Origin of the sequence: Amycolatopsis plumensis (assembly GCF_042652605.1) — a bacterium.
Classification (GTDB): Bacteria; Actinomycetota; Actinomycetes; order Mycobacteriales; family Pseudonocardiaceae; genus Amycolatopsis; species Amycolatopsis plumensis.
Genome location: NZ_JBHSJY010000001.1, coordinates 6,287,450 through 6,309,566 on the forward strand (window position 1 = coordinate 6,287,450; position 22,117 = coordinate 6,309,566).

23 protein-coding genes are annotated in these 22,117 nt (G+C 72.4%); 7 read left to right on the forward strand and 16 right to left on the reverse strand.

What is annotated here, in order from left to right; genetic code table 11:
- Window positions 1-42: 42 nt before the first annotated feature.
- A complete protein-coding gene (locus ACFPLC_RS30695) occupies window positions 43-396 on the reverse strand; it encodes a zinc ribbon domain-containing protein (RefSeq protein ID WP_378189639.1) in 354 nt (117 codons plus the stop codon).
- A 156-nt stretch (window positions 397-552) separates the two neighbouring features.
- Between ACFPLC_RS30695 and ACFPLC_RS30700 the strand changes: the two genes are divergently transcribed.
- Entirely contained in the window at window positions 553-978 is a 426-nt protein-coding gene (locus ACFPLC_RS30700; RefSeq protein WP_378189636.1) for a nitroreductase/quinone reductase family protein, read from the forward strand.
- On the opposite strand, the gene ACFPLC_RS30705 is transcribed toward ACFPLC_RS30700, so the two are convergent.
- Genes ACFPLC_RS30705 through ACFPLC_RS30720 form a run of 4 tightly spaced genes read right to left on the reverse strand, consistent with a single transcriptional unit; the run spans window position 979 to window position 5,154 of the window.
- Window positions 979-3,093, reverse strand: a complete 2,115-nt coding sequence (locus ACFPLC_RS30705; RefSeq protein ID WP_378189634.1) for a transglycosylase domain-containing protein — start codon at window positions 3,091-3,093, stop codon at window positions 979-981.
- A gap of 36 nt (window positions 3,094-3,129) precedes the next feature.
- Window positions 3,130-3,951, reverse strand: a complete 822-nt coding sequence (locus tag ACFPLC_RS30710) for an ABC transporter permease (protein ID WP_191313862.1) — start codon at window positions 3,949-3,951, stop codon at window positions 3,130-3,132.
- A complete protein-coding gene (locus ACFPLC_RS30715) occupies window positions 3,911-4,717 on the reverse strand; it encodes an ABC transporter ATP-binding protein (RefSeq protein WP_378189632.1) in 807 nt (268 codons plus the stop codon). Before ACFPLC_RS30715 ends, ACFPLC_RS30710 begins: the two co-directional genes overlap by 41 nt.
- Complete coding sequence (locus ACFPLC_RS30720; protein ID WP_378189630.1) at window positions 4,714-5,154, reverse strand: MarR family winged helix-turn-helix transcriptional regulator; 441 nt, start codon at window positions 5,152-5,154, stop codon at window positions 4,714-4,716. The genes ACFPLC_RS30715 and ACFPLC_RS30720 overlap by 4 nt, the downstream gene beginning before the upstream one ends.
- Before the next feature lie 468 nt (window positions 5,155-5,622).
- Here ACFPLC_RS30720 and pspAB point away from each other — a divergent pair, with 468 nt between their 5' ends.
- From pspAB to ACFPLC_RS30735, 3 genes are all read left to right on the forward strand, one after another.
- Complete coding sequence (gene pspAB / locus ACFPLC_RS30725; protein WP_378189628.1) at window positions 5,623-6,177, forward strand: PspA-associated protein PspAB; 555 nt, start codon at window positions 5,623-5,625, stop codon at window positions 6,175-6,177.
- Between the two features lie 81 nt (window positions 6,178-6,258).
- Window positions 6,259-6,666, forward strand: a complete 408-nt coding sequence (locus ACFPLC_RS30730; RefSeq protein ID WP_378189626.1) for a VOC family protein — start codon at window positions 6,259-6,261, stop codon at window positions 6,664-6,666.
- A gap of 81 nt (window positions 6,667-6,747) precedes the next feature.
- Window positions 6,748-7,383 (forward strand): hypothetical protein, encoded by a 636-nt coding sequence (locus tag ACFPLC_RS30735; protein ID WP_378189624.1) that lies wholly within the window; start codon window positions 6,748-6,750, stop codon window positions 7,381-7,383.
- Here the strand turns inward: ACFPLC_RS30735 and ACFPLC_RS30740 are convergent.
- Window positions 7,305-7,931 (reverse strand): hypothetical protein, encoded by a 627-nt coding sequence (locus ACFPLC_RS30740; protein ID WP_378189622.1) that lies wholly within the window; start codon window positions 7,929-7,931, stop codon window positions 7,305-7,307. The two genes, ACFPLC_RS30735 and ACFPLC_RS30740, sit on opposite strands and share 79 nt — an antisense overlap.
- A gap of 66 nt (window positions 7,932-7,997) precedes the next feature.
- Between ACFPLC_RS30740 and ACFPLC_RS30745 the strand changes: the two genes are divergently transcribed.
- Window positions 7,998-8,687: a GNAT family N-acetyltransferase gene (locus tag ACFPLC_RS30745; protein ID WP_378189619.1), complete on the forward strand. Its 690-nt coding sequence runs from the start codon at window positions 7,998-8,000 to the stop codon at window positions 8,685-8,687.
- On the opposite strand, the gene ACFPLC_RS30750 is transcribed toward ACFPLC_RS30745, so the two are convergent.
- Window positions 8,684-9,112 (reverse strand): hypothetical protein, encoded by a 429-nt coding sequence (locus ACFPLC_RS30750; RefSeq protein WP_378189617.1) that lies wholly within the window; start codon window positions 9,110-9,112, stop codon window positions 8,684-8,686. The genes ACFPLC_RS30745 and ACFPLC_RS30750 overlap by 4 nt on opposite strands.
- A 145-nt stretch (window positions 9,113-9,257) precedes the next feature.
- Window positions 9,258-10,475 (reverse strand): IS110 family RNA-guided transposase, encoded by a 1,218-nt coding sequence (locus ACFPLC_RS30755; RefSeq protein WP_378208288.1) that lies wholly within the window; start codon window positions 10,473-10,475, stop codon window positions 9,258-9,260.
- A 220-nt stretch (window positions 10,476-10,695) separates the two neighbouring features.
- On the opposite strand from ACFPLC_RS30755, the gene ACFPLC_RS30760 reads away from it, so the two are divergent.
- On the forward strand, window positions 10,696-11,052 hold the full coding sequence (locus tag ACFPLC_RS30760; RefSeq protein ID WP_378206872.1) for a hypothetical protein: 357 nt from the start codon (window positions 10,696-10,698) through the stop codon (window positions 11,050-11,052).
- Here the strand turns inward: ACFPLC_RS30760 and ACFPLC_RS30765 are convergent.
- The 5 genes from ACFPLC_RS30765 to ACFPLC_RS30785 form a co-directional block, all read right to left on the reverse strand.
- On the reverse strand, window positions 11,049-12,326 hold the full coding sequence (locus ACFPLC_RS30765; RefSeq protein WP_191313853.1) for a sensor histidine kinase: 1,278 nt from the start codon (window positions 12,324-12,326) through the stop codon (window positions 11,049-11,051). The genes ACFPLC_RS30760 and ACFPLC_RS30765 overlap by 4 nt on opposite strands.
- A gap of 517 nt (window positions 12,327-12,843) precedes the next feature.
- The gene (locus ACFPLC_RS30770) at window positions 12,844-14,274 is read right to left on the reverse strand and encodes a carboxylesterase/lipase family protein (RefSeq protein ID WP_378206869.1); all 1,431 of its coding nucleotides are present in this window, start codon (window positions 14,272-14,274) and stop codon (window positions 12,844-12,846) included.
- Between the two features lie 147 nt (window positions 14,275-14,421).
- A complete protein-coding gene (locus ACFPLC_RS30775) occupies window positions 14,422-16,596 on the reverse strand; it encodes a xanthine dehydrogenase family protein molybdopterin-binding subunit (RefSeq protein WP_378206866.1) in 2,175 nt (724 codons plus the stop codon).
- The gene (locus tag ACFPLC_RS30780; RefSeq protein WP_378206863.1) at window positions 16,593-17,555 is read right to left on the reverse strand and encodes an FAD binding domain-containing protein; all 963 of its coding nucleotides are present in this window, start codon (window positions 17,553-17,555) and stop codon (window positions 16,593-16,595) included. Before ACFPLC_RS30780 ends, ACFPLC_RS30775 begins: the two co-directional genes overlap by 4 nt.
- Complete coding sequence (locus tag ACFPLC_RS30785) at window positions 17,542-17,994, reverse strand: (2Fe-2S)-binding protein (RefSeq protein WP_378206860.1); 453 nt, start codon at window positions 17,992-17,994, stop codon at window positions 17,542-17,544. Before ACFPLC_RS30785 ends, ACFPLC_RS30780 begins: the two co-directional genes overlap by 14 nt.
- Before the next feature lie 194 nt (window positions 17,995-18,188).
- On the opposite strand from ACFPLC_RS30785, the gene ACFPLC_RS30790 reads away from it, so the two are divergent.
- Window positions 18,189-18,764, forward strand: a complete 576-nt coding sequence (locus ACFPLC_RS30790) for a TetR/AcrR family transcriptional regulator (RefSeq protein ID WP_191313848.1) — start codon at window positions 18,189-18,191, stop codon at window positions 18,762-18,764.
- Here ACFPLC_RS30790 and ACFPLC_RS30795 read toward each other — a convergent pair.
- The 3 genes from ACFPLC_RS30795 to ACFPLC_RS30805 all read right to left on the reverse strand — a co-directional run bounded on the left by ACFPLC_RS30795 (window position 18,761) and on the right by ACFPLC_RS30805 (window position 22,099).
- Window positions 18,761-19,123, reverse strand: a complete 363-nt coding sequence (locus ACFPLC_RS30795) for a hypothetical protein (RefSeq protein ID WP_378206857.1) — start codon at window positions 19,121-19,123, stop codon at window positions 18,761-18,763. The two genes, ACFPLC_RS30790 and ACFPLC_RS30795, sit on opposite strands and share 4 nt — an antisense overlap.
- Before the next feature lie 589 nt (window positions 19,124-19,712).
- Window positions 19,713-21,197 (reverse strand): CoA-acylating methylmalonate-semialdehyde dehydrogenase, encoded by a 1,485-nt coding sequence (locus ACFPLC_RS30800; RefSeq protein WP_378206854.1) that lies wholly within the window; start codon window positions 21,195-21,197, stop codon window positions 19,713-19,715.
- A gap of 32 nt (window positions 21,198-21,229) precedes the next feature.
- Window positions 21,230-22,099 (reverse strand): Cgl0159 family (beta/alpha)8-fold protein, encoded by an 870-nt coding sequence (locus ACFPLC_RS30805; RefSeq protein WP_378206852.1) that lies wholly within the window; start codon window positions 22,097-22,099, stop codon window positions 21,230-21,232.
- Window positions 22,100-22,117 lie beyond the last annotated feature (18 nt).

Sequence of the window (22,117 nt, forward strand, 5' to 3'; positions counted from 1 at the left end):
CCGGCGGCAGGTGCGCCGGCGGCCCGGACCGCCGGCGACGACCTAGTGGCCCTGCTGCGGGAACTGGCCCTGCTGCGGCACCCCCTGCTGCGGGAACTGCGGAGCACCCTGCGACGGGTGCGGCGGGTACCCGGGCGCCGCCTGCTGCTGGGCCTGGCCCTGCTCCTCCTGGGCCTGCAGCCGGACGGCGTCCTCCTTGGGGATGCGGTTCTCGATCCCGCAGAACGTGCACTGCGCCGTGTACTTGACGCTGATCGGGAACAGCGGGATGAAGAACAGCGTGAACTTCGTGACCGCCTTGCGCACCGCGTGCGAAGCCGGATTGCCGCACCGGCCGCACAAGAACGTCGTCATCGCCAGCACGTAGATGCGGGTACGCCAGCCCCAGATCAGCATCGGTCTTCTCTCTTTCGGTTCTTCCTTCGCCGCGCAGCCTCGCACACCGTTGCGTCCTGCTGGGGCGGTTTTGCCGATCTCGCGCGGAAGCCCCCCGCGAAACCGGACATTCGGCCCGTACCGCGACACCGGAAGCCGCGGGACTAGATTGGGATCATGCCGAGCGACTTCGCCCTGAAGACGATGAACGCCGTCCACCGCGGCCTGATCAAGCTCACCGGCGGGCGGGTGGGCTGGCAGGTCGCCATGCCCGTCCTGGAGCTCACCACCATCGGCCGCAAGAGCGGGCAGCCGCGGTCGGTGCTGCTGACCTCGCCCCACCAGGAAGGTGACGCGGTGGTCGTCGTGGCGTCGCGGGGCGGCGACGACACGCACCCCGCGTGGTTCCTCAACCTGCGCGACAACCCGGACGTCGAGGTCTCGCTGAAGGGCGGGCCGAAGCGGCCGATGCGCGCCCGGATCGCCGACGCGGAGGAGCGGGCGCGGCTGTGGCCGAAGATCACCGCCGACTTCAAGAACTACGCGCAGTACCAGACGAAGACCGAGCGCGAGATCCCGCTCGTCTTCCTCGAACCGCGCTAGTCACGATCGGGCCTGCAGGTACGCCGGGTCGGCGGCGGGAATCGGCTGGTCGGGGACCCCGGCCAGCAGCTTGCTCATGGCGTGGAAGTACGGCGGCGCGGCGACCGTGCCGCCGAACGCGCCGTGGCCGCAGTCGCCGAGGTGCACCGGGGTGCCCGGGCAGATCTCCCGCGGGTGCGGCCCGTCGGCGAACACCATGGACGACACCGCGTAGTCGTCGACACCCCCGACGAACGCGACCGATTCGCTCAGCTGCGTGGTGCCCGTCTTGCCGATGTCGGGCCGGGTCCAGCCGGCCGCGCGGGCCGCTTCGGCGGACGTGCCGCTGGTGGTGTCCTTGCTCAGCCCCGCTTCCAGGGTGTCCGCCACGCCCTGGGGGATGACCCGTTCGCACGCCTGCTGGGCGACCGGCACGGCGTTGCCGTTCCGGTCGGTCACCGACAGGATCGGGTTCGGCGGGCACCAGACGCCGCCGCTCATCAGCGTCGCCGAGACGTTGGCCATCTCCAGCGGGCTCACCGGGCTGTTGCCGAGCGTGAACGACAGCAGGTTCTGGAAGTACTTCGATTGCGGCTCGCTGAACTGCGGGTTGCCGGACTTCGGGTCCGGCGTGCGGCCGGCGTCGTTGGCCGCGAGGGTGTTCCGCAGCCCGAGCTTGGCGGCCATGTCGAGCACGGCGGGCATCCCGATCTGGCTCTCCAGCCCGACGAACGCGACGTTCGGTGACGTCGCCAGCCCGTCGGCGAGGGTGATCGGGTCCGCGTAGTGGCCGTCGTTGTGGACGGTGTAGCAGGACGCGTGCGCGTCCGGGACCGGGAAGCACTGGCTGTCCGGGTTGGGCAGCGGGGTGTCGAGGCCCGCCTTGCCGGTGACGAGCGCCGCGGCCGAGGTGAAGATCTTGAACGACGAGCCCGCGCCGAACTCGTTGCTGGCGTCGGCGACGATGTCGGTCGACGTTTCGCCCCGCGCCGGATCGGTGCCGTAGTTGCGGTTCGCGACCATGGCGAGCACCTGGTGCCCGTCGTGACCCGGCTGGACGACGGCGAAGGTGTTGGCCACACCGTCCTGGGTGGTCGGCACGTTCGCGTCGACGGCGTCCTTGGTCACCTGCGAGACGCGCGGGTCGAGCGTGGTCTTGATCGTGTACCCGCCGGTGGCCAGCCGGTCGGCGGTGAACCCGGCGTGCACCAGGTAGCTCTCCGCGTAGGCGCAGAAGAACCCGGCGTCCGGCGCCGCGCCGAGGCACGTGCCGGGCGGCGTGACCGGGCCGTTCGGCAGCAACCCGAGCGGGGCCGCCTTCGCCGTCGCGGCGTACGAGGCCGGGATGGAGCCGTTGGTGACCATGTCGTCGATGACGAGGTTGCGGCGCTGCAGCGCCTTGTCCGGGTGCGTGTACGGGTTGTAGGTGCTGGGGTTGTTCACCATTCCGGCGAGCAGCGCCGCCTGTGGAACCGTCAGTTTGTCCGGGGTCGTCCCGAAATACGCCTCGGCGGCGGCGCCGACTCCGTACACGGTTCCGCTGAATTCGACCACATTGAGGTAATTCGCCAGAATGTCGTCCTTGCTCATGGTGGCGTTGAGCTGGACGGCCATTTTCGCCTCCCGCAGCTTGCGGGCGAGCGAGTCCTCGCGGTCGGCCTGCTGGGCCGCCGGATCGGTCCGGTCGACGACGTTGATGAGGTAGTTCTTGACGTACTGCTGCGTGATCGTCGAGGCGCCCTGCAGTGCCCCGCCGGTGCTGTCGTTGACCGCCGCGCGGAGCATCCCCTGCAGGTCGACGCCGCCCTCGGTGTAGAACCGGCGGTCTTCGACGGCGATGATCGCGGCCTTCATGGTGGTCGCGAGCCCGGCCGCGTCCACCGGGAGGCGGTACTGCGCGTACAGCGTGGCGATCGGCGTGCCGTCGCGGTCGGTGACCGTGGTGGTCAGCGGGGGATCGGCGGCGGCGAGCTGGGCGGAAATGGCGTCCACCGAATCGCTCACCTGGTTCGACAACAGGCCGGCGCCGATGGCGGCGGGCGCCATCGTCCCGGCTGTCAGAATTCCGGCGAGCAGGCACAATCCGGCAAACGGGACCACGGCCCGGCGACGTTTCACGAATTCGAGATTAGGCATCGGGCGATGAAGCTTCCGTTCGGTGAGACATGTGCCTCACCGGGCCAACCTGCCGAGCAGTGCGGAGGCGACCGAGACGGCCACCGCCGTCGCCGCGGCCAGCACGGCGAAGTCGGTGCCGAGGTGGGCGGGGGTTCCGATGAGCAGGCCGCGCAGCGCGTCGACCTGGTAGCTCAGCGGGTTGACGTGGCTGAGCACCTTCAGCCACGACGGCATCAGGTCCACCGGGTACAGCGCGTTCGAGCCGAAGAACAGCGGCATCGTGATCGCCTGCCCGATGCCCATCAGGCGTTCGCGCGACAGCACGATCCCGGCGATCACGATGGACAGGCAGCAGAAGAACGCCGAGCCGAGCACGAGGACGACGGCCATGGCCAGCAGCTTCAGCGGGTTGGCCGTCAGCCCGACGCCGAGCACCGCGGCCAGTATCAGCACGATCAGCGCCTGGACCAGCGCGCGGAGCCCGGCGGCGAACGCCTTCCCCGCGACGAGCGCCGCGCGCGGGGTCGGGGTGACCAGGAGCTTGGCGAGCACGCCGGCGTCGCGCTCCCAGATGATCTGGATGCCGTAGAAGATCGCGATGAACAGCGCCGACTGGGCCAGGATGCCCGGCGCCAGGAAGTCGAGGTACGGCGTCGAGCCGGTCGGGATCGCGCGCAGCCTGCTGAAGGTCTCCCCGAAGATCAGCAGCCACAGCGCGGGCTGGATCGCCCTGGTGAGCAGCTCGGTCTGGTCGCGCCGCAGTTTCTGCAGTTCCACCAGGCACATCGCGCCGACGCGGGCGCCGAGCACGCGCAGCCGGCGCAGCGGGCCCGGGTCAGCCGAGGCGGCGGGCGGTACGGCGAGTGGCACGGACACCGCGGATCCCTCCTTCTTCGTGCTCGAGCCGGTTCCCGGTGACCGTGCGGAACACATCGTCCAAAGTGGATTCCGGGCCGAGGTCCGCCTCCAGCTCGGCGGGGGTGCCCAGCGCGCGGATCCGGCCGGCGTGCATCAGGGCGACGCGGTCGCAGTACTGCTCGGCTTCGTCCATGTAGTGCGTGGTGACGAGCACTGTCATGCCGGTCGCCTCGCGGATCGAGGCGATGCGGTCCCACACCGACGACCGGGCGACCGGGTCGAGCCCGATCGTCGGCTCGTCGAGGATGAGCAGCCGCGGCGAGCTGACCAGGGCCTGGGCGAGTTCGAGGCGGCGGATCATGCCTCCGGAGTACGTCTTGGCCGTGCGGTCGGCGTCGCCGGCGAGCCCGACGAGGTCCAGGGCGAGCCGCACCTGCTCGGCCCGTTGTCGGCGGGGCACGTCGAAGAGCCGGGCGAACAGGGCGACGTTCTCGCGGCCGGTCAGCGCGCCGTCCGCGGACAGCTGCTGCGGGACGTACCCGATCAGCCGCCGCACGGCCATCCGGCGGCGCGCGACGTCGACGCCGAAGACGGTGATGCGGTCCGGCGTGGTCGGCAGCAGCGTGGTGATCATCCGGAGGGTGGTCGTCTTGCCGGCGCCGTTCGGGCCGAGCAGGCCGAACACCTCGCCGGGGTGGATTTCGAGGTCGACGCCGTCCACCGCGCGGGTCGCGCCGAACGAGTGGCTCAGGCCGGTGCAGCGCACCGCCGCGGGTTCGGTCATGGTTGCGCCTTCAGGATGCCCATGAGTTTTTCGAGCGCCGGCAACGCCTGGCCGATGGCGTCGGTGTCCTCTTCGGACAATCGGGCGAGGGCGTCGGCGACGAGCCCGGTGCGGGCGCGGCGCCAGGCCGCCATCCGATCGGCCGCGGCGGCGGTGATCTCCAGCCGCGCCGCGCGCCGGTCGGCGGGATCGGCCTCCCGGCGCAGCAGGCCGCTGTCGGCGAGCTGGTTGACCAGCGTGCTGACCGAGTTGTTCGCCAGGTGCAGTTCGCGGGCGGCCGCGGCGACGCCGATGCCGGGGTGGTCGGCCACGACACGCAGCAGCTCGACCTGCGCACCCGGCAGCGGAACGCCCGCCACATCGGCCCGCACCCGCCGGCGCACCACCCGGCGAATCCCCTGGACGGCGCCCAGCAGCCGGTCGGCGAGTTCGGTCATGCTCCCGAAGGTAGCTCTGCTTCAGAGCTATTAGCAACGCTAAATGTCCGCTTGGCGAGGAAAGGGGGAAACTGCCGCGGGCGGCTTTGACTGGGGCAGGCCGCTGCCCGAACCGCGCTGGGGTGCTCGTCCGGGGGCGGGGTGCGTAGTAGCCTCGCCCGCCGCACTGCCGCACTGCCGCACTGCCGCACTGCCGCACTGCCGCACTGCCGCACTGCCGCACTGCCGCACCGGCTGCCGCGTGAGGCGAGAGGGGATACCGCTGATCGGTGGAACCTGACCCCGCGTGACCGTTCGGCGGCGAAGTGCTGCCGTTCGCCGCGTGCCCGGCCGGTCGGAGACCGGAAATTCTCGGCGCGGGCGCATGCTGTCCCTTCCGGCCCCGCGTCCCCGCGCCTGACGTCCACAGTGGACACTGCCAGTGCGCCCGGTCCGGCGGCCTCCGAAATGAGGATAGGAACGTTCGTCGTGACCCTGCTGGACAGCAAGCTGGTCCGGTGCTGGACCTCCCGCCCGCACCTGCAGTCCCTCTACACTCTCGCCGCGGCCGCCCCGCGGATGCGTGCCGCGCTCGGGCTCGCGCCCACCGGCGGTGGCACCGTCGACTTCAAGGTGGCCGGGGACGCGCTGGCCCGTACCGAGGCGGAGCTGATCGCCGCGACGTCGGCGCGGCTGCCGGTGCACCCGCTGGTGACACAGGACCTGCACGGCCGTTCGACGGTCCGGTGCTGGCGCCGCGACCGCGACCTGCGCGTGCTGACCAGCGACCTGGTCGACGTCGCGGAGCGGCTGGCCAGGGCGGGGTACGGCGGCTCGCTGCGGTTCGCGACCGTCGAGTTCGCCGAGCCGGCCGGGCGCCGCGAGGGAAAGCTGGCCCTGGTGTACCTGTTCGACCGCGGGACGTTCCACACCGCTGGGCCGGGGGCCCGGCCGCTGGACCGGGCGCTGGAGCTGCGCGCCCGGGCCGCGTTGCGCGGCGCGCTGCCGCTGGAACCGGTCGCGCAGCGGCGGTTCGTCCTCTGAGGCGGCGCTGAAAATCCGCCGATTGGCGCAGGTCACGCGTTCTGCGAGGATGCTGCTCTCGTCCGATCGAAGGAGATGGCCGTGGCTTCTCGTCTGAACCCGTACCTGAGCTTCCGCGACGACGCGCGGCAGGCCATGGAGTTCTACAAGGGGGTCTTCGGCGGCACGCTCACCCTGAACACGTTCGGGGAATTCGGCTCACCCGAAGGGGCGGATGCGGACAAGGTCATGCACGCCCAGCTGGAGGCCGAGAACGGCTTCACGCTGATGGCGTCGGACACCCCGGCCGGGATGGAGCACCACCCGGGCACGAACATCTCGGTCAGCCTCAGCGGGGACGACGCCGACGACCTGCGCGGCTACTGGGACAAGCTGAGCGACGGCGGCACCGTGACGGTTCCCTTCGAAAAGCAGATGTGGGGCGACGAATTCGGCGCCTGCGTCGACAAGTTCGGCATCCCCTGGATGGTCAACGTCGTGCACGCCTAGCCACGAGCCGTTGCAGCCGGTGCCCGCGTCGGTGACGATGGGGGAACCGGCGTGGCGTGGCGCCGGGCCGAAGGAGGCCCGATGGCGGGTTTTCCCTGGACGTGTGCGCAGTGCGGCGCGGTCAACGACCCCGCCGCCCGGCGCTGCGGCACCTGCGCGGGCCTGGCACCGGGCCGGGCTCGCGCGCGGGCGCTGTGGGTGCTGCTGACCCTGATGGTGGTCGCCGGTGTGGCGGTGGGCGGCGTGCTGCTGTTCGCCGGGGAGCCGGAGCCTCCGCCGTCCGCGTCGGGGCCCTTCCCCGCGTACACGACCCCCGCGCTGCCGACCACCAAGACCGTCGTCACGACCGCGAACGCCGTCACGCCGCCCAGCACGCCGTCGCCGTCCGCGACCACGACCACGCCGACGGACAAGCCGTGCCCGGAGGACGCGGCGCGCTACCTGCCCGGTGGCACGGGCACGGCACTGCTCGTCGCACAGACCGCGAAGTCCGTCGTGACGATCTGCCGGGTGCCCGACGGCCGGATCTTCTACGACGGCCAGGCCCGCGGGCAGGCGGCCTCGGACGAAACCCACATCGTGCTGCCGGCCCAGGCCGAGGGCAGCGGCTTCGTCGCGGTGAACGGCGACTACCGCTATCAGGTCGACGGCGGCAGGCTGGTCGTCTCGGCCGGGTCCGAGGTGCTCTCGGACGAGGAGCTGACCACGGTCGGCTGAGTGCCGAACAGCTCGTCCACCGGCTCGGCGTCGAACCCCAGGTCGGCCCGCATCCGGGCGCGCATGACGCGGTAGCCGCGCTGGCCGGCGTCCCAGGCGGGCCGGAGCTTGGTGCGGTCGCGCTTCGGGTCGAGCAGCATCGCGGCCAGCCGCATCCGGGGCAGCGTGGCGTCACTGACCAGCCGCCGGACCGCCTCCGGCGCATGAAGCACGACGGGCCCGAGCGCGTGCTGGGCCTCGCTGCGCACCTCGCGCAGCTCGCCGATCTGGTGTTCGTCGAGCTCGCCGTCCGCTTCGACGACCGCCCTGCCCTGGAACAGCACGCCGTCGAACGCTTCGAGGACGCCCATCAGCTGGGCGTAGGCGTCGGCGCGGGTCTCGTGGGTCCGGGCTTCGCGTTCGCGCTGCCAGCGGCGCTCCTCGCGGGCGGCCTCTTCGGCCATCCGGCAGGCCTCCCGCCGTCCCGAAAGGACCTGGGTCAGGATCACGCCGGCGAGGCCGAGCAGGGCGACGACGATCGGAATCCACACCGGGACCTGGGAACCCACGTGCGCACCCTACCCAGGATGTGGGAGTGGCAACGGCCACCCGGCCCGAATCCGCATGCTGGAGCCATGGCTTTTCCGCTCGACAACCCCACTTGGGCGTCGCTGACCGGCCCGCACGCCCACTTCGCCGAACGGCAGGGCCGCGTCCTGCGCTACCCGGAGGACGTCGCGCCGTTCCTGGCGCTGCCCGACGACCCCGGCGAGCAGGACTGGCGGGACGTCGCCGAACTCGCCGGGCCGGGCGCGACCGTCGTGCTGGCCGCGACCACCGCGCGGCCGCCGGCGGGCTGGGAGGTGCTCGACGAGGTCCCCGGCGTGCAGCTGGTCGACGAGGGCGTCGCGGCCGCGCCCGAGCCGGAGGCGGTGCGGCTGGGCCCCGTGGACGTACCGGAGATGCTGGACCTCGTCGAGCGGACGCGGCCGGGACCGTTGCGGAAGCGGACCGTCGAGCTCGGCACGTACCTCGGCATCCGGCGCGGCGGCGCGCTCGTCGCGATGGCCGGTGAGCGGCTGCACCCGCCGGGCCACACGGAGATCAGCGCGGTCTGCACGGATCCGGCGTACCGCGGGCAGGGCCTCGCGACGCGGCTGGTGCTCGCGGTGGCGGCGGGCATCCGCGAACGCGGCGAGACCCCGATGATGCACGCGGCGGCGGCGAACACCTCGGCGATCCGCCTCTACCTCTCCCTGGGGTTCGCCCTGCGGGCGCGGCCGGACTTCGTGGCGGTGCGCGTGCCGCTCGCGGTCGCGGTCTAGGCGCCGGTCGACGAGCCGGGCCGGACGATCATCAGCACCGTCACCGCGGCCCACAGCAGGTTGAACACGCCGGTCAGCATGGCCAGCCGGCCGAGGATGTCCGAAGTGGACTCCCCGGCCGCCAGCAGCCGCTTCTGGCGCGGCAGGATCAGCAGGCCGAGCACGGCGGCCGCGATCGCCGTCAGGCCGATCGACACGAGCAGCCACGGGTCGCCCATCACGTGCATCGTGCCGGCGACACCGAAGCCGAACACCGGCACCGCGACGGCCGCGTAGGCGTACACGCGGCAGATCCGGTGCAGCAGGGTCGCCGCTTTGCCGTCGCCCCGGCGGACCGCGGCGGGGAACATGCTGGCCGCGACCGCGACCGGGCCCACGGCGAGGATCGCCGCCAGGACGTGGATCGAGAGCAGGATTTTCGACACGCCCCGAAGCTAGTGATCTTCGCGAGCGCGGGGGAGTGGCTGGATTGCCACGAATCGCCGGGATCCGGCCAGTCGACACCCGGATGTCGATCCTGGGGCCGCCGGTTCGACGTCCGGGTAAGGGGAAGGAATCTGAATGATCGTGTCAAGCTGCCGCGGTAGCGGTGTGTGGCGCGGTCGGTGTGAAGGTCCGGCCGTCGCGCAGCAGGGCCCAGAGCACGTCGACCAGGCGGCGGGCGAGGGCGAGCAGGGCCTGGGTGTGGATGAGGCGTTCGCTGCGCTTGCGGTCGTAGAAGGTCCGCGAGGGGCCGGTGACCTTGAGGCTGGACAGTGCGGCCATGTAGAACACCCGTCGCAGCCTGCGGTTGTAGCGCTTGGGACGGCGCAGGTTGCCGGTCACGCGGCCGGAATCCTGAGGCACGGGAACAAGGCCCGCGTAGGAGGCCAGCCTCCCGGAGGTGGCGAAGGCGGCGAGGTTGCCGCCGGTGGCCACCAGGAACTCCGCGCCCAGGATCGGCCCGAAGCCGGGCAGCGACTCGATGATCCCGGCCTGCGGGTGTTCCCGGAATTGGCTGGTGAGCAGCTTGTCGGTGTCCTTGATCTGTCGGTCCAGGGCCAGCAGCCGGCGGGCCAGTCCCGCGATGAGCATCGCGGTGGTGGCCTCACCGGGCAGCCGCACCGTCTGGGCGTGCGCGGCAGCCAGGGCATCGGCGGCCATGGCGGGGATGCCCTGGGCCCAGGCGCCGTGCTCGTGCAGGTAAGCGGCCACGCCGGACTCGCCGGCCGCGCGGATCGCCTGCGGGGTCTGGAAACCGGTGACCAGTACCAGGGCACTGCGGGTGGAGTAGTCGAAGGCACGTTCCAGTGCAGGGAAAATGCCGGTCAGCAGGTCCCGCAACCGGTTGACGCCACGGATCCAGTCGGCCATCAGGTCCTCACGATGGGCGGTCAGCCGGGTCAGCTCGACGACCAGGTCGTCGGTCGCGGTGACCGGCGTCAGATCGGTGCGCATCCGCGCGGTTTCGGCGATCACCCGGGCGTCTTTGGCGTCGGACTTCGCTTCGCCCCGGAACACCCCGGTCATGCGGTTGACGACCCGCCCGGGCACATAGACCACCTGCTGCCCGGTCGCGATCAGCACGGCGACCAGCAGTGCGGCGGCGTTGCTGGTCAGATCGATCGCCCAGCGCACCTCACTGGCGGCCTGGCCGGCGCGGGCGACGAGCTGCTCGATCGCGGCCTGGTCATTGGCGACCTTCTGCGAGAACACCACCTTCCCCGCCGGGTCCATCACACACGCGTGATGCGTGGCCTTGCCGACGTCGACACCGACCCAGACCAGCGGCCGATCCGTCACCCTCATTCTCCTGTTGTCGCAGGTCAACCCCGTGGACAACCCCGCCAGCAGGTCCCTAAACAGCGACGGTCCGCAGCAGATCTGAATCAGTGGCCAGGGCGTCCAGAACGACAGGGCGGCCATTCCTTCCGAGCCACCACACGGCAGAGACCCGATCAGCCACACCCCATCGCCCCGGGCATCCGGGGCACTCACCCCGAACAACATCAACCTTAGGGAGAGCCCGATGACCGCCACGACCACCACCCCGAACCGGGTCCGGAGCCTGCCGGTCCTGCTCGCCACCGAGGACGACGCCGAGGACATGGGCCTGCTGGCGCCCGACGACCGGCTGACCTGCCACGTGCACGGCCGGTGGATCCACCAGTGCGTCGCCTCGCCGGCGCACGTCAGCCCGGTCACCCGCCACCGCTGGTGCCGCAGCTGCCGGACCGAGCTGGCCGTCGCGGTCGACGAGCTGTCCCTGACCGTCGCGATGTCCTGCCCGCGCTGCGGTCACGGCGGCAGCGCCGCCACCACCCGGCTGACCGCGGCCTGCCGCGCGAGCCTCACTGCCGAGCGCGCCGCCCGTCAGGCGGCTTAGCCCGGCACCCACATCGTGACGCGGGTGCCGCGCCCCGGCTGCGAGTCCACCGTGCCGTGCCCGCCGACCTCGGCCAGCCGCGCCATGATGGACTGGCTGATGCCGAAGCCCGGGGGCCGGTCGCGGACGTCGAAGCCCAGGCCCTGGTCGCGGGCCACCACCGCGATCCCGCCGTCGCGTTCCTCCACGCGCAGCACGACCTGTTTCGTCCCCGAATGCTTCACCGTGTTGCGCAACGCTTCCCGGACCGCCTCGCACAACGCGGTCCGCCGGTCCTGCGACACCTTGTGGTCGTCGGCGAAGTCCGCGGCGACGAGCTGGGTGCGCAGGCCGTCGCGGGCGAGCTCGGTGGCGACGTCGGCGAGTTCGACCGCGAACCCGCGCGTCGACCCGGTCGGCACCGGCTCGGTGATCCGGCGGCGCAGCTCGGCCGCTTCCGCCTTGGCGACCGAACGCAGCTCCGACAGCCGGGTGGCGGCCTGTGCGTCGTCGCCCGGTGCCGAGATGGCCAGCGCTTCGAGGGTCTGCAGGACGCTGTCGTGCATGATCCGCCGTGTCCGGCGGCGCTCGGCCTCGCGCCCGCGGCGCAGCCCGATGTCCACCGCGAACCGCGTGCCGACGCCGAGCAGGATGAGGATGGCCACGGCGAGCACGATCGCCACCGCGAGCGCCACCATGCAGCCGATCGACCGCGTCAGGGCGAGCTGGTGGCTCAGGGGCAGGCCGCCGGCCAGGGTGAGCGCGGCCCGGAACGGCACGGCCGCGGCGAACAGCCACAGCGCCGCGGGCAGCCCGGACGTGCCGGCCCACATGGCGACCGAGCCGACCAGCCAGGTCCAGGACACGTCGACGGCGAACGGCTGGATGGCGGGCGGGGCCGTCACGGCGACCACGAGGTTGAGGACCACGCCGAGGGAAAGGTCCAGACCGAGGGCGCGCCCGGTGAGCCGCGCCCGCAGGCCGCCCGCGCGCAGCACCCAGACGACGGCGGCCACGTTGGCGGCGACGGCGAAGACGGTGGCGCCGAGCACCGGCCCGAGCCCGAGCACGCCGTTCGCGGCGGTGAACCCGATGAACACCTTGACGAACGCGGCGGCCCGGTAGGCCAGCGGCACGGCCACCCAGTAGCGCGAGGCGCGGGCGAGCGTCGCGTCCCCGACGGCGGTGAGGTCGCCGCTGTCGGCAACGGGCTCGGCGGGGTCCGCGGGTGTCCCGCTGCGCAGCAGCGTGCGGACGAAGGCGCGTGGCGGTGCGGCAGAGCCCGCCTCGGGCATCGGTGGTCCCCATTCATCCGGCCGTCCGGGCGGCCTGAGCCTGGCAGCGGGGAAGGGGGATAGTCAACCGTCCTGCCCAGGAGCCAGCCCGCTGGAGCAAAGCCCTCGACCGGTTCGTGATCTACGGCCGATCGGCGCGGGAGGCGGTCGCGGAGACGGGGAGCCGCGACTCGCGGGGCGCGGCGCGGGCGCCGCCTGCCGGGCGCGCGGGGCGGCGGCTCCGGCTGGGCGAGTTGTGGGCGGCCGGGGCGGTGGCTCGGTTCGCCAGGGGTGTGGGTGCGGCGGCTTCGGTCCGGACGGTGCCTTGGTACGGCGGGTTGTGGGTGCGGAAGCTTCGGCCGGGGTGGTGTTTGGTTCGGCCGGGTTGTGAGTGCGGTGGCTTCGGCTGGGTCGGTTGTGGGTTCAGCGGGGGTGCGCGGTCTCGGTGGCGCGCGCGGGGGGAGTGGCCGGGGCCGCGGTTCGGCCGGGTGCGGCGGCCCGAGCGCGGCTCACCGCTCGACCGGCCCGCGTCGCGCCGTCAGTACGCGTGGAACATCGTGTCCTCGCCCGTGTACTCCGCCCAGCCCGGCGAACCCGTCGTCGCGAAGCGGTGCCAGGCGCCGTTCAACTCGGCCGCCAGTTCGTGCGGCGGGTTCTCGCCGAGCAGGCCGCGCGGTCCCGACAGCGCGTCCAATGCTCCGAACACGAACGGCAGCTCCAGTCCGTGGCACGCACCCAGCCTGCCCTCGAGCAGGGGCGAGCCCCACTCGAACTCGTACCGGAACGTCCGGCCGGTGTGGTGGGCGGCCAGGTCGCGCACGCCGTCGCGGAAGACCAGGTCCGTCAGGGCCTCGACCAGGACCTCGCCCGCCGTGCGGCCCGAGCCCAGTCCGTACGCGTACAGCACGCCCGCCGGGTCCGGGTGGGACACCGCCAGGGAGGCCACCGCCTGGTCGTCGGTGACCGCTTCGAGCACGCCCGTCGGCACCAGGTAGAGGCGCATCTCTTCGCTGCAGCTGCCCACGACCAGGTCGACGTCGCGGCCCGCACCCGCCTTGATCGCCTTGGCCGGGTGCTGGGGCAGGACGTCGTCGCCCACCACCGGGAGGAACGGGCTCAGACCGTAGCCGCGGTCGTAGCCCAGCGCGTCGCGCAGGTCGGGGGCACCGCCCGGCCGCAACACCGCGTCCTGGGCGTCGAGCAGCTGCTCGGTCGACACCTTGCGGAACGCCTCCGCGGCCGGCTCCGCCTTCAGCTCGTCGGCGACCACCTTGGCCAGCCGGCGGGCCTGGACGCCATCGCGGACCATGTCCGGGTGTCCGCTTTGGACGATGGCGCGGTGGAAGAGCCCCGCCGCAAGGGGCGAGCCGAGCAGGCAGGAGACGCTGACGGCGCCCGACGCCGCGCCGAAGAGCGTGACGTTGCCGGGGTCGCCGCCGAACGCGGCGATGTTCTCCCGCACCCAGTGCAGGGCCGCGAGCTGGTCGCGCAGGCCGAGGTTGGTCGTGCCGCCGTCCAGGGGGAGGAACCCGTCGATGCCGAGCCGGTACTGCACCGTCACCAGCACCGCGCCGGCGCGGGCGAACGCCGTGCCGTCGTGGACCGCGGCGGAGGCGGCGCCGCCGAGGAACGCGCCGCCGTGCACGAACACCAGCACCGGCAGCGATGCGCCGCCCGGCTGCGGCGTCCAGACGTCCACCGTCAGGTACTCCGGCCCCGGGCGCCAGCCAGTGCCGGTGAGCGGGGTCAGGTCGAGGCCGGGCACGTCGTGACGACGCTGCGGCGCCGTCGGCCCCGGTCTCCGCGTGTCGCGGACGCCTTCCCACGGTGGTGCCGGGACGGGTTCGGCGAAGCGCAGTTCGCCGTCGGGCGCGGCGGCGTACGGGATGCCGCGGAAGAGCGCCACGCCGGCGGGGGTGACCTGACCGCGGACCGCGCCGGACGTGGTGGGGACGACGGGATCGGTCATGCGGGGGTCCCTTCGTGGACTGTCGGGGGAAGCGCCCGTCAGCCTAGGACCGCGGACGGGCCGCCGTCATGGGCGTTCCGTCTCCGAGGTTGTCGCGGATGGATAACGGCGCGGGCAGGGCGTCCGGGAACGCCCTGCCCGCGCCGGTCAGCCTTCGAGGAGGTCCTCGATGGTGATCGGGATGTGCCGGACCCGGATGCCGGTGGCGTTGTACACGGCGTTGGCGACCGCCGCGGCCATGCCGACCGTGCCGATCTCGCCGAGGCCCCGCGCGCCGACCGCGTTGTGCAGCGTGTCGGGGTACTCGACGAACTGGACGTCGACCTCCGGGATGTCGGCGTTGACCGGCAGCAGGTAGCTCGCGAAGTCACCGTTGGCGAGCCGGCCGTTCGCCTCGATCTCCAGGCCCTCGTGCAGCGCGGCCGAGACACCCCAGATCATGCCGCCCATGAGCTGGCTGCGGGCCGCCTTGTCGTTGATGATCCGGCCCGCGTCGAACACCCCGAGCATCCGCGACACGCGCGCCTCGCGCGTCCACTTGTGCACCCGGACCTCGCAGAACTGGGCGCCCCACGAGGCGAACGAATGCTTGGTCAGCTCTTCGCCGGGCGCCGACGTGCCGGTCACCTCGACCGTTTCACGGCCCACCGCCCGCAGCAGCTCGCCGAAGGTCATCGACTCGCCGTCGGCGAAAACCCGGCCGTCGGCGTAGGTGACCTGGCGCCCCTCGAACGGGGCGCCGGGGTCGGCGGCGAGGGCGGTGAGTTCGTCGATCGCCTTGGTGGCGGCGAGCATGATCGCGGTGCCCGCGCTCGCCGTCGCCGTCGAGCCACCGGACATGCCGCCCGGCGGGAGGGCCGAGTCGCCCAGGCGCGGGGTGATCCGGTCCGCCGGGATGTCCAGCGATTCGGCGCCGACCAGGGAAAGCACGGTCAGCAGGCCGGTGCCGGGGTCCGCGCCGCTCGTCGCGACGACGGCGGTGTCGTCGGCCCGCAGCGTGATGCCGACGGTCGCCGGGAACCGCAGGGCGGGGAACACCGCGGTGGCGACGCCCATGCCGACGAGCCAGTCGCCGTCGGTGCGGGTGCCCGCCGGGCGGTGCGCCCAGCCGAAGCGGTCGGCGCCGATGCGGAAGCACTCGTCGAGGTGCTTGCTCGACCACTGCAGGTCGTGGCCGGGCGGCGCCGTCGAGTTGTTGCGGACGCGCAGCTCGATCGGGTCCATGCCGAGTTTCACGGCGAGCTCGTCGATCGCGCTCTCCAGCGCGAACGAGCCGGGTGCCTCGCCGGGGGCCCGCATGAACGTGGTCGGCGGGACGTTCAGCGGCACGATCTTCTGACTGATCGACAGGTTCTTCGTGGCGTACCACTCGCGCGAGGTGCCGTGCGACGTCGGTTCGACGAACGACCGCGCGGTGTCGGTGTGGCACCACGAGTCGTGCCGCAGGGCGACCAGGGTGCCGTCCGGCTCGGCGCCGATCGCGAGCTTCTGGACCGTCGCGGCCCGGCCGGCGGTGGCGGTGAAGACCTGTTCGCGGGTGAGCGCGGCCTTCACCGGCCGGCCGAGGGCCCGGGCGGCCGCCGCGGCCAGGAACGCCGGCGTGGACGTCCGGCCCTTGCCGCCGAACGCGCCGCCGACGAACGGGTTGACCGCGTGGACGGCTTCCGGCGCCAGCTGGAGGGCCATGGCCAGTTCCGCCGCCTGCATGTGCGACGCCTGGTTTCCGCTGTAGACGGTCAGCTCGCCGTCGTCCCACACCGCGACCGCCGAGTGCGGCTCCATCGCGGCGTGATTCTGCGTGGCGGTCGTGTAGGTCGCCTCGACGACCACCGGGCTCGCCGCCAGAGCGGCTTCGAAGGATTCGACGCCGTCTTCGAGCACCTCGATCTCCGGGGGAGCGCCGTCCATGGCCGGCGGTGCGGGCTCGGCCGAGTCGAGGTGCTCGGCGAGCGAGGTGCGGGCGGGCCGCTCGCGATAGGCCACTTCGACGAGCCCCGCGGCGTCCCTGGCCTGCTCGAACGTCTCCGCGACCACGAAGCCGATCGGCTGGCCGTAGTAGGTGACTTCCTTGTCCTGCAACGGAACCCACGTGTCGCCGAAGATCGGCAGGCTCGGGGTGCCGAGCGGCAGCGGGTCGAACGGCGTGTACACCTCGACCACGCCGGGCGCGCTCTTCGCCGCGGTGGTGTCCACGGCCTCGATTTCCCCGTGGGCGATCGTGCTGAGCAGGACGTAGCCGTAGACCATGCCGTCGAAGGTGTGGTCGGCGCCGTACTTGGCCGCGCCGGTGACCTTCAGCGGCGCGTCGAGCCGGGCGATCATCGGGAGCTCCCGTCGGTCAGTTCGAGCAGGGCGCGGACGATGGTCCGCTGCAGCAGCGGCACCTTGAACCCGTTCTCGGACAACGGTCGTGCGCCGTCGGCGGCCACGGCCGCGGCCGCTTCGAAAGCGGCCTCGGTCGCCGGGCCACCGCGCAGGGCTTCCTCGACGGACGGCAGCCGCCACGGCACCGTCCCGACGCCACCGGCCGCGACACGGGCGTCGGCGACGACCCCGTCCCGGACGTCCAGCGCGACGGCGGCGGAGCACAGCGCGAACTCGTAGGACTGCCGGTCGCGCACCTTGACGTAGGTGGAGTTCGCGGCCCAGTCCAGCCGGGGCACGATCACCTCGGTGATCAGTTCGCCGGGGCGCAGGTCGTTCTCCACGGCCGGGGTGTCGCCGGGCAGCTGGTAGAAGTCGCCGAGCGCGACCTCGCGGGTGCCGGTCGCGTCCGCCAGCCGCAGGCGGGCGTCGAGGGCGACCAGGGCGACGGCGACGTCGCTGGCGTGCGTGGCCACGCACGAATCGCTCGTGCCGAGGATCGCGTGCATCCGGTTCGCGCCGTCGATCGCGGAGCAGCCGCTGCCGGGAACGCGCTTGTTGCACGGCATGGCGACGTCGCGGAAGTACGAGCAGCGCGTGCGCTGCAGCAGGTTGCCGCCGATGCTGGCCATGTTCCGCAGCTGCTGGGACGCGCTCAGCAGCAGGGCGCGCGAGATCGCCGGGTAGACGCCCGGGTGCGCGGCGATGGCGCCCATCCGCTCGAGCGCGCCGAAGCGCAGCCCGTCGGTGGTGTCGATGCCGCGCAACGGCACGCCGTTGATGTCCAGGACGTGCTGTGGCGTCAGGACGTCGAGCTTCATGAGGTCGACCAGGGTCGTCCCGCCGGCGAGGTAGGTGCCGGGCGTGGCGACCGCCGCTTCGACGGTGGTGGGCGCGGTCAGCTCAAAGGGACGCATCGGCCCGCCTCGCCTGCTCGACGGCCTTGACGATGTTCGGGTAGGCCGCGCACCGGCAGAGGTTGCCGGACATGAACTCCCGCACGTCTTCGACGTCCTGCTCGACGGCGGCGACCGCCGACATGATCTGCCCGGCGGTGCAGAACCCGCACTGCAGGGCGTCCTGGTCGACGAACGCCTGCTGCACCGGGTGCATCCCGTCCTCTGTGGACAGTCCCTCGACGGTGGTCACGGGCTGCTTGACGGTCGCGGCCAGGGTGAGGCACGACAGCACGGGCTTGCCGCCGACGTGCACGGTGCAGGCACCGCACTGCCCGCGGTCGCAGCCCTTCTTCGGGCCGGTGACCGCGAGGCGCTCGCGCAGCGCGTCCAGGAGTGTGACGCCGGGATCGACGTCCAGCTGTTCGGTTCGGCCGTTGACTTCGAGTGAGATTTCCACTGGTCTCTTTCCGCGGAGCCGGGCGGGCTGCCCGACGGTGTGGTGGGGCGGTCACACGGGGAGCGGATACTCATCCGCTTCACTCGGTCGCGAGGCTAGCGGATTACAATCCGCTTGGCAACGAGCTGGTCAGGCTGGAGTTGCTCCAGCACTCGGCTAGATTCAGCGGGACGGCACGACCTCCGGGAGGAACGATGACGACCGGATCGGTCAGCCCACGCCGCGCGGACACGCGGCGCAACCACGAGCGCATCCTCGCCGCGGCGGCGGCCTCGCTGGCCGACACGGGCGAGGTCTCGTTCAACGCGATCGCCAAGCAGGCCGGGGTCGGCGTCGGCACGGTCTACCGGCACTTCCCGACGCCGGAGGCGCTGATCCTGGCGGTCTACCGGCGGGAGGTCCGGCACATCGTGGAGGTGGTGCCGGTGCTGCTGGAGAAGCACGCCCCGGACGAAGCGCTCCGCGTGTGGGTGACCGACCACGTCGCCCACTACATGATGACGAAGAAGGGCCTGGCCGACGCCCTGCGGACCGCGACGGCGGCCCGGGGGGAGCTGCCGAGCGACGCTTTCGAGGACATGCTCGGCGCGGTGTCGGAGATGCTCGAAGCCAACGTGGCGGCCGGCACGGTCCGGCCGGGCCTGACCCCGGTCCTGGTCATGCGCGGCCTCGGCGGCCTGCTGTGGCTCGACCCGAACGGCGACTGGCGGCGCGACGCGGCCGAGCTCGCGGACCTGCTCTGGCACGGGCTGGCCGCGCACCCCGGCTAGGCCCCGCCCTCGCCGAGGTGGACGGTCACGGTGACCCGCCCCTTCGCGTCGCGGCGGGCGACCGCGTTCCCGGTGCGGTCGGTGTCGTCGAGCTCGAGCGTGAGCGGGCCGCCGTCGCCGGTGAAGTTGCGCCACCACGACTTCGCGTCGGGCATCATCACGCGGATGGTGACGACGTCGCCCGCCCGCCGGTAGCCGACCGGCGTGCTGAAGGTGCGACCCGACCGGCGGCCCGTGTAGGTGATCTGCGTGAGGTGCCGCCGGACCAGCGGCCCCCAGCGCGGCGACGTCCGGAGCGCGCCCACGCAGGTGTTGTACCGGGCGATCGCGGTGCGGGGGAGCGGGCCTCGGTATCCCACGGCAGCCTCCTCGGGGTGGTGCCGCCACCGTACCGGAAAACGGAGAGACGTGTTCCGGTTGCGGGCTCGACCACCGCGGGAGGCTCGCGATGGCGGGATGCCTGCGGGGTTTGGCCGGTGGCCGACCATGAGGGGTGGCGTCGCCGGATGGCCGGTCACGGGATTCCGGACGCAATGCTGCAGCGTTTGCTGACCGACGCTTACGCGGCTGGTTCGGTTGTCGGAGCGAGGCGCGGTGTGCGCACCGGCGGCATCTTCGCGGCGATCCCGAACCGGCAGAGCGGGATGGGCACCGCAAGCGCCGCGGTTCCCGCGGCGGTCGCCCCCTGCTTTCGGCCCGGTGAACGCCCGCCACCTCGCGCTGCTCGAGCAAAGGGTGCGGAGGTCGGCCATGATGCGGGCCGCGGTGCCGGTTCACGTTACAGGCGGCTCCCCGAACGTGGGGAGATTGTCGATGTCGACGCAGGGCGGCCGCACGGGTTGCGGGCCGGGCCCGTTCGCCGACCGCGCTGACCGGGGCGGGCTCCGGCCGGCGCCGGGTCGATCCGAGTGGGCGTTGGCGGAACCCGGCCCGGCCGCCGCCGGGGTCTCAGCTCGAGGTGGGGAAGGTGAAGGCGGCCTCGCTGTGCGGCCAGCGGGTGGTGACGACCTTGGCGCGGGTGTAGAAGCGGACGCCCGCGGGGCCGTGGATCGGGCTGTCGCCGATGAGGGAGTCCTTCCAGCCGCCGAACGAGTAGTACGACATGGGGACCGGGATCGGCACGTTGACGCCGATCATGCCGACCTTCACCTCGCGCTGGAACTTGCGCGCCGCTTCGCCGCTGGCGGTGAACACGGCGGTGCCGTTGCCGTACGGGTTGGCGTTGATGACGGCGATCGCCTCGTCGAGTGTCTCCGTCCGGACGATCGCCAGCACCGGGCCGAAGATCTCGTCGCGGTAGGCGTCCATTTCCGGGGTGACCTCGTCGAGCAGGGACGGGCCGACGAAGAAGCCTTCCTCGTGGCCTTCGACCTTCAGGTCACGGCCGTCGACGACGACCTTCGCGCCCTGCTCCGCGCCGCGGGCGACGGAGTGGACCACGCGCTCGCGGGCGGCTTCGGTGACGACCGGGCCCATGTCGCTGGCCGGGTCGGTGCCGGGGCCGACGCGCACTTCGCGGGCCTTGCGTTCGAGGATCTCCACCAGCCTGTCGCCGGCCGGGCCGACCGCGACGCCGACGGAAATGGCCATGCAGCGCTGGCCGGCCGAGCCGAACGCGGCGGCGGTGAGGTGGTCGGCGGCGTACTCGAGGTCGGCGTCGGGCAGGACGACCGCGTGGTTCTTCGCGCCGCCGAGGGCCTGGACGCGCTTGCCGGCGGCGGTGCCGCGCTCGTGGACGTACTTGGCGATCGGCGTGGAGCCGACGAACGACACCGCCGCGATGCCGGGGTGGTCCAGGATCGCGTCGACGGCGGTCTTGTCGCCGTGCACGACGTTGAAGACGCCGTCGGGCAACCCGGCTTCGGCGTAGAGCCGGGCGACGAAGTTCGAGGCCGACGGGTCGCGCTCGCTGGGCTTGAGGACGAAGGTGTTGCCGGTGGCGATGGCGATCGGGTGCATCCACAGCGGCACCATGATCGGGAAGTTGAACGGCGTGATCCCGGCGACCACGCCCAGCGGCTGGTGGAAGTCGTGCACGTCGACGTCCCGGGAGACCTGGTCGGAGAAGCTGCCCTTGAGGGCGTCGGCGATGCCGCAGGCGTACTCGACGACCTCGCGGCCGCGGACGATCTCGCCGCGGGCGTCTTCGATCACCTTGCCGTGCTCGGCGGAGATGATCCGGGCGAGCTCGTCTTCGTGCCGCACGAGCAGCTCGCGGAAGGCGAACATCACCTTGGTGCGCTGGGACAGCGAGGAGTTGCCCCACGACTCGAAGGCCTTGCCCGCGGCTGCGACCGCGGTGTCCACATCGGACGCTTCGGCGAGCAGGACCGCCGCCTGCCGTCGCCCGGTGGCCGGGTCGTAGACCGGCGCCGTGCGGGTCGAGCCCGCCGGCGTGGCCGTGCCGTTGATCCAGTGTTCGATGGTGTTCACGGTGTCCTCCGGGTAGTGGCGCCGGTGCGGGTTCACAGCAGTCCGACGGCGGTGTCGACGGCCTTGGCGACGTCGCCGTCGCGGGGGTAGAGCAGCGACCGGCCGACCACCAGGCCCTGCACCGTCGGCCGGCTCAGCGCCCGCTGCCAGGCGGCGAAGGCCGCGTCCGGGTCCTTGACCTCGCCGCCGAGCAGGACGGCCGGCAGGGTCGAGGACGCCAGCACGCGCTCCATCTCATCCACCACGGGCAGCTTGAGCCACGTGTAAGCCGAGGAACGGCCGAGGCCGGCGGCGATCGTGATCGACTTGATCACGGCGTCGGGGGAGAGGTCGTTCTGCAGGCGCCCGTCGACCCACCTCGACAGGAACGGCTCGACCAGCGCGAGCAGCTTGCGGTCGGCCAGTTCGTTGACGGCCTTCGCGGTGTTCTCCAGGACGCTGGGCGTGGCCGGGTCTTCCAGGCAGATCCGGGTCAGGGTCTTGCCGCCGTCGAACCGCATCCGCTCGATCGCTTCCGCGTCGTAGCAGGCGAAGCGGTCGTCGATCTCGAAGCTCGACCCGGCCAGGCCGGTGCGGTTCATCGACCCGAGCACCGTCTTGCCGTCGAGCACGCCGAGCAGCAGCAGGTCGTCGATGACGTCCGCGGTGGCCAGGACGCCGGTGACGCCGGGGCGCTCGAGGGCGAGGCACAACCGTTCGAGCAGCTCGCCGCGGTCGGCCATCGCCGTCGGGTTGCCGCCCACCGCGTTCGCGCCGCGGGCGGGGTGGTCGGCGGCGATGATCATCGTGCGGCCCTTGGCGTTGAAGGGCGACTCGGCCCGGACGCGGTTCGCGGCCGCTTCGGCGATCGCTTCCGGGTCGTGCACGCGTCGGGCGACGATGCGCTGCAGCACGTCGGTCACGGTTCCGCTCCCAGCTTC

Excerpts from the sequence above, each read along its gene's own strand:
- ACFPLC_RS30695 (WP_378189639.1), bottom strand. The coding sequence starts at position 396 with ATGCTGATCTGGGGCTGGCGTACCCGCATCTACGTGCTGGCGATGACG.
- ACFPLC_RS30700 (WP_378189636.1), top strand. The coding sequence starts at position 553 with ATGCCGAGCGACTTCGCCCTGAAGACGATGAACGCCGTCCACCGCGGC.
- ACFPLC_RS30705 (WP_378189634.1), bottom strand. The coding sequence starts at position 3,093 with ATGCCTAATCTCGAATTCGTGAAACGTCGCCGGGCCGTGGTCCCGTTT.
- ACFPLC_RS30715 (WP_378189632.1), bottom strand. The coding sequence starts at position 4,717 with ATGACCGAACCCGCGGCGGTGCGCTGCACCGGCCTGAGCCACTCGTTC.
- ACFPLC_RS30720 (WP_378189630.1), bottom strand. The coding sequence starts at position 5,154 with ATGACCGAACTCGCCGACCGGCTGCTGGGCGCCGTCCAGGGGATTCGC.
- ACFPLC_RS30735 (WP_378189624.1), top strand. The coding sequence starts at position 6,748 with ATGGCGGGTTTTCCCTGGACGTGTGCGCAGTGCGGCGCGGTCAACGAC.
- ACFPLC_RS30745 (WP_378189619.1), top strand. The coding sequence starts at position 7,998 with ATGGCTTTTCCGCTCGACAACCCCACTTGGGCGTCGCTGACCGGCCCG.
- ACFPLC_RS30755 (WP_378208288.1), bottom strand. The coding sequence starts at position 10,475 with ATGAGGGTGACGGATCGGCCGCTGGTCTGGGTCGGTGTCGACGTCGGC.
- ACFPLC_RS30760 (WP_378206872.1), top strand. The coding sequence starts at position 10,696 with ATGACCGCCACGACCACCACCCCGAACCGGGTCCGGAGCCTGCCGGTC.
- ACFPLC_RS30765 (WP_191313853.1), bottom strand. The coding sequence starts at position 12,326 with ATGCCCGAGGCGGGCTCTGCCGCACCGCCACGCGCCTTCGTCCGCACG.
- ACFPLC_RS30770 (WP_378206869.1), bottom strand. The coding sequence starts at position 14,274 with ATGACCGATCCCGTCGTCCCCACCACGTCCGGCGCGGTCCGCGGTCAG.
- ACFPLC_RS30775 (WP_378206866.1), bottom strand. The coding sequence starts at position 16,596 with ATGATCGCCCGGCTCGACGCGCCGCTGAAGGTCACCGGCGCGGCCAAG.
- ACFPLC_RS30780 (WP_378206863.1), bottom strand. The coding sequence starts at position 17,555 with ATGCGTCCCTTTGAGCTGACCGCGCCCACCACCGTCGAAGCGGCGGTC.
- ACFPLC_RS30790 (WP_191313848.1), top strand. The coding sequence starts at position 18,189 with ATGACGACCGGATCGGTCAGCCCACGCCGCGCGGACACGCGGCGCAAC.